This window comes from Sporolactobacillus inulinus, from assembly GCF_006539285.1.
Classification (GTDB): domain Bacteria; phylum Bacillota; class Bacilli; order Bacillales; family Sporolactobacillaceae; genus Sporolactobacillus; species Sporolactobacillus inulinus.
Genome location: NZ_BJMS01000110.1, coordinates 1 through 4,744, shown reverse-complemented (window position 1 = coordinate 4,744; position 4,744 = coordinate 1). Strand labels below are relative to the sequence as shown.

Here is a 4,744-nt window from a genome sequence, read left to right as displayed (position 1 = left end):
AGTAAGAACCAGGCGCGGCTTGTTTTTTCTTGTTTTCGGAGAATTAAATCCGGTTATTATAGTGATTGCAGACAAAATGACAGCGTTATCAACGAAAGATATAAAGAACCACATCAAAATCGTCACGAATAACGAAACGTGTAACGAACCGTTGAAAACGCGTATCGAAGTTAGGCTAACACCTTAACTTGTATCAACCGGATCCAAACTCGTATCAACTGCGGTAAAAGTTGTATCAAACGAACGAAAACTCGTATCCAATCAATGTAAACGCATATCTAGCTTGTTCCTGCACCACGATTTGAAGCAATGGTCCCTTTCGATAAAATGATTTCCTATCTGATTTTTGTTGACCACATGGCGATTTCTGTCTTAAAATAGACACATTCGGCCATTTTCGAAAGAAGGAGTATTGAACTTCATGCAGGTGTTTGGAAAGAGAGACAAGCATGCTGTTCCTAACCGAGGGAAAACAGCAATGCTTCTTGATTATGTATGGGTCATTTTTGGATCGTTTGTTGTCGGCCTTTCGTTCAATGCTTTTATGTTGCCGACGCATATCGCCTCCGGTGGTGTAGCCGGAATCGGCATTGTTCTTCACTGGACGCTTGGTTGGGAGCCGTCCTATGTGCTTTGGGCGATCAATCTGCCCGTGTTTTTCTTGGGGTTGTTTGTGCTCGGGCGCAGTTTCGGTTATCTTGACTACACGATGAAGACGCTGCTTGGTTCCGTGATGCTGCCGTTCTTTATTTTTGTTACGGCGAATGTTCCGGCGGCAACGGGCAGTCCGCTGCTCGGCGCTTTGTTTGGCGGTGTCGGTACCGGTGTTGGTCTTGGCATGGTATTTCGCGGCCGCGGATCAACCGGCGGTACGGCTCTTGCCGGGCAGATCGTTCAGAAATTCAGCGGTATCTCGCTTGGTTTCTGTGTGTCGCTGTTGGATGCGATGATTGTGCTGACTTCGGCATTTTTCATGTCATTTGAGGCGGCACTTTATGCATTGATCAGTATCTATATCACCGCTAAAATGATTGATGTGGTGCAGCTCGGTTTCAATACCGAGAAAATGGCGCTGATTATTTCTGAGAAAGAGGATGAAATGCGTCAAGGGATACTCGAAGAGATTGACCGCGGTGTGACGCGGATTATCAGCCAGGGCGGCTACACCGGCGATGATCGGCCGATGTTGATGACCGTTGTTTCGCAAAGCGAGCTGACCCATCTGAAACAGCTCGTTCGCTCGATTGATTCGGATGCTTTTTTCATTATCACGAATGCGACGGAAGTCTTTGGAAAAGGATTTTATACGCGCAGCTGATGGTGTCCAAGTTTGAAAATGAACGATCTGTGAACGATCGGATTCAAATCAACATGTTGCATGTGCGGCTTGAGAAATAATGAAGCAGAGACGAGTCATTTTTGCGTATGATGAAAAAGTAAGCCATTGAATTTTTGACTAAAAAAATCATTCAACCGGTTTGAAAAAGGAGTCGGACACATTGGGAAAAATAACTGTTGGGGTTCTCTTTGGCGGACAGTCATCAGAACACAAAGTTTCGCTGAAATCAGCGCATACAATCATTACAAATCTTGATCGGGAAAAATATGAACCGATTCTGATTGGCATCGCCGAAGATGGAAAATGGAAGCTCTATGATGGACCACTGGAAGCGATTCCACAAGACACATGGGAGCAATCCGATTGTACGCCGATTGTGCTGCTTCCTGATCCAAGTCAGCATGGCCTTTTGAAAACAGTCGGCGGCATGTCCGAGAAGATTCATTTGGATGTTGTTTTTCCGGTATTGCACGGCAAAAACGGCGAGGATGGCAAGATTCAAAGCCTGCTTGAACTCGCCGGCATTCCTTACGTTGGCTGCGGCGTCTTGAGCTCGGCGATGTGCATGGATAAGGACGTCTCGCATCGCGTTGTGAAAGAAGCCGGCATCCGCGTCCCTGAGTCGATTGCTTTGACCGGTGCGATTTCTGAGGAGCAGTTGGCAAAAGGGATGACCGGTTTCAATTATCCGGTATTCGTTAAACCGGTAAGCGGCGGTTCCTCATACGGCGTCACAAAGGTTGAGGAAGAGAGCAAGCTTATGGCAGCGATCCGTGAAGCGCAGAAGTATGATATGAAGATTGGAATTGAAGAAGGAATCGACGGCTGCGAGGTCGGGTGTTCGATTCTCGGACACGGCGATGACTTGACGGTGGGTGAAGTCGATCAAATCGTTGTGACGAACGGCTATTTCCACATTCATCAGGACATGTTCAAGAAGACCGGACTTGAGAACGCCAGCATCCATGTACCGGCACAGCTGCCTCAAGTGGTGCAGGAAAAGATCAAGGACACTGCGAAAGCGATTTTCCGCGCGCTCTGCTGCACCGGAATTGCGCGGGTCGATCTGTTCCTGACGCCTGACAATGAAGTGGTCTTTAACGAAGTCAACACAATGCCGGGCTTCACCAGCTACAGCCGCTACCCGCGCATGATGGAAGCAGCCGGCATCAGCGTTACGGAAATTACCGACCATGCCATTCAATTAGCCCTTGAAAACGCGAATTAAACCGCCTCTGTAAAACGAAAAACAGGAAAGTGTGTGAAAAAATCAGCTGAGAAGCTGATTTTTTTGTAGGTCAATCTATGCTGATCCTAGGTCATTCGGCGCAAGACACACTAAGCGCGAGCCAGAGGGGGCTCGCGGTCGTGTTCTGTTGATGCGAGCAGCTGGAGCGCCCGTCAGTCTCAGTTCAAAACCGCATCAAAGCGAAAGTGTTGTTCCATTTTAAGCCGCTGCAGCCTGATTTTTTTGTCCTTTATTGCGCTTCACGATAATTCGACGATTATACCGATCCTTCGACATCATTCGTTTTTGTTTTGAAATTGAATTGTAATAATTTTCATCGGAATTTGTCGGGGATGGGATGCTATAATGTTTAGTGTTGGATGGTTTGCATCCGTATTTACGAATGAAATGGGAGTTTGCGCGTCTTTTATTTTCAATTTGGGTAACCCTCCCAATTTCTCAATGGATGCGAATGTTTTACATAGAAACGTATAATCAGACAGATTTTTTGGTTTTGCGACAAAAGGTGAGAAAAAGGATTTTGGGGGAAGAAACGGTATGAGTGACGCAATTGTAATGCAGAATGTCTGGAAAGCCTATCCCAATGGGGTCATGGCGCTGAACGGCATCGATCTGTCTGTCAAGCAGGGCGAATTCGTCTACATCGTTGGTCCGAGTGGGGCCGGGAAGTCGACTTTTATAAAAATGATTTTCAGAGAATTGAAACCGACGCGAGGGAAAATCTTCATCAATAACAAGAATATCGCGAGTCTGCGTGAACGTCAGGTTCCTTATCTGCGCCGCAAGATCGGGATCGTGTTTCAGGATTTTCGGCTGCTGCCGAAACTGACGGTCTATGAAAATGTGGCGTTTGCATTGGAAGTTATTGAGGAACATCCGCGCCAGATTAAGAAGCGTGTGATGGATGTGCTTGATCTCGTTGGTTTGAAGCACAAGCTGCGTTCTTTTCCAAATCAGCTTTCCGGAGGCGAGCAGCAGCGCGTATCGATTGCGCGCTCGATTGTGAATCGGCCGCCGGTATTGATTGCCGATGAACCGACCGGAAACCTTGATCCGGAAACCTCGTGGCAGATTATGGACGTGTTTAAACGGATTAATGATCAAGGGACAACGATTATTATGGCAACCCACAACCGCGATATTGTCAACAAGGTGCGCCACAGAGTATTGGGCCTTGAAGGCGGCATGATTGTGCGCGACCAGCAGGAAGGGGACTACGGCTATGAAGATTAGAACGATGCGAAGACATGTGAATGAAAGCTTCAAAAGTCTAGGACGAAACGGTTGGATGACCTTCGCATCCGTCAGTGCCGTCACGGTGGCTCTCGTTCTGGTCGGACTGTTCCTGATGGTCATGTTCAACTTGAATAAAATTGCCGGCGACATTGAGAGTGACGTTGAAGTGCGCGTGTACTTGGACCAGTCAATCAGTCAATCCGAGCAAGAGACTTTGGCGACAGAACTGAAGGGAATCAAAAACGTTCAGGAAGTCCGCTTCCAGTCGAAAAAAGAAGGCTTGAACAATCTTTTGGAAAGCCTTGGAAACGATAAGAAGAGTTTCACCGATCTGCAGAAAGAAAATCCGCTGCCGAATGCGTTCATTTTAAAAACAAAGCAGCCGGAGCAGACGATTGCAGTAGCGAAAAAGGCGGTACAGTTTCCTAATGTTACCGATGTCCGCTACGGTAAAGGAACGGTTGAAAGATTGTTCAGCTTCATCAGAATTGCGCGAAATGTAGGGATTGTGCTGATTCTCGGATTGCTGTTCACATCCGTTTTCCTGATTGCCAATACCATCAAACTGACCATCGTTGCCCGCCGCAGCGAGATCGAAATCATGAAGCTGGTTGGCGCGACAAACGCGTTCGTTCGCTGGCCATACTTCATCGAAGGCCTTGTCATGGGTGTGATGGGATCAATTATTCCAATTGTATTGGTTATGGTTGTGTACCGACTTGCCTATTATAATCTTGGGGGCGACTTGCAGCAGATGTTCATCAAGCTGATTCCATATCATACGATGGTTACCAATTTGAGCTTGCTGCTTGTGGCCATTGGCGCTTTGATTGGCGTTTGGGGTAGCTTGAACTCGGTACGCAAGTTCTTGAAAATCTAAGCCATCTTTGGGCCGCCGGCACTGATCGGCGGTTTTTTTT

Annotated in this window: 5 protein-coding genes; all 5 read left to right on the top strand. The window is 47.3% G+C overall.

From position 1 onward, the window contains the following. On the top strand, positions 1-187 hold a 187-nt coding region (locus SIN01_RS15240), incomplete at its 5' end, for a hypothetical protein (RefSeq protein ID WP_218027784.1). 234 nt (positions 188-421) lie between these two features. Next, positions 422-1,318, top strand: a complete 897-nt coding sequence (locus tag SIN01_RS12735; RefSeq protein WP_010024364.1) for a YitT family protein — start codon at positions 422-424, stop codon at positions 1,316-1,318. Positions 1,319-1,499: 181 nt separating this feature from the next. After that, positions 1,500-2,567 (top strand): D-alanine--D-alanine ligase family protein, encoded by a 1,068-nt coding sequence (locus SIN01_RS12730; protein ID WP_010024362.1) that lies wholly within the window; start codon positions 1,500-1,502, stop codon positions 2,565-2,567. Positions 2,568-3,125: 558 nt separating this feature from the next. Next, positions 3,126-3,821, top strand: a complete 696-nt coding sequence (ftsE, locus tag SIN01_RS12725) for a cell division ATP-binding protein FtsE (protein WP_010025633.1) — start codon at positions 3,126-3,128, stop codon at positions 3,819-3,821. Beyond that, complete coding sequence (ftsX, locus tag SIN01_RS12720; RefSeq protein WP_010025634.1) at positions 3,811-4,704, top strand: permease-like cell division protein FtsX; 894 nt, start codon at positions 3,811-3,813, stop codon at positions 4,702-4,704. Before ftsE ends, ftsX begins: the two co-directional genes overlap by 11 nt. The last annotated feature ends 40 nt before the right edge of the window (positions 4,705-4,744 follow it).

Excerpts from the sequence above, each read along its gene's own strand:
- SIN01_RS12735 (WP_010024364.1), top strand. The coding sequence starts at position 422 with ATGCAGGTGTTTGGAAAGAGAGACAAGCATGCTGTTCCTAACCGAGGG.
- ftsE (WP_010025633.1), top strand. The coding sequence starts at position 3,126 with ATGAGTGACGCAATTGTAATGCAGAATGTCTGGAAAGCCTATCCCAAT.
- ftsX (WP_010025634.1), top strand. The coding sequence starts at position 3,811 with ATGAAGATTAGAACGATGCGAAGACATGTGAATGAAAGCTTCAAAAGT.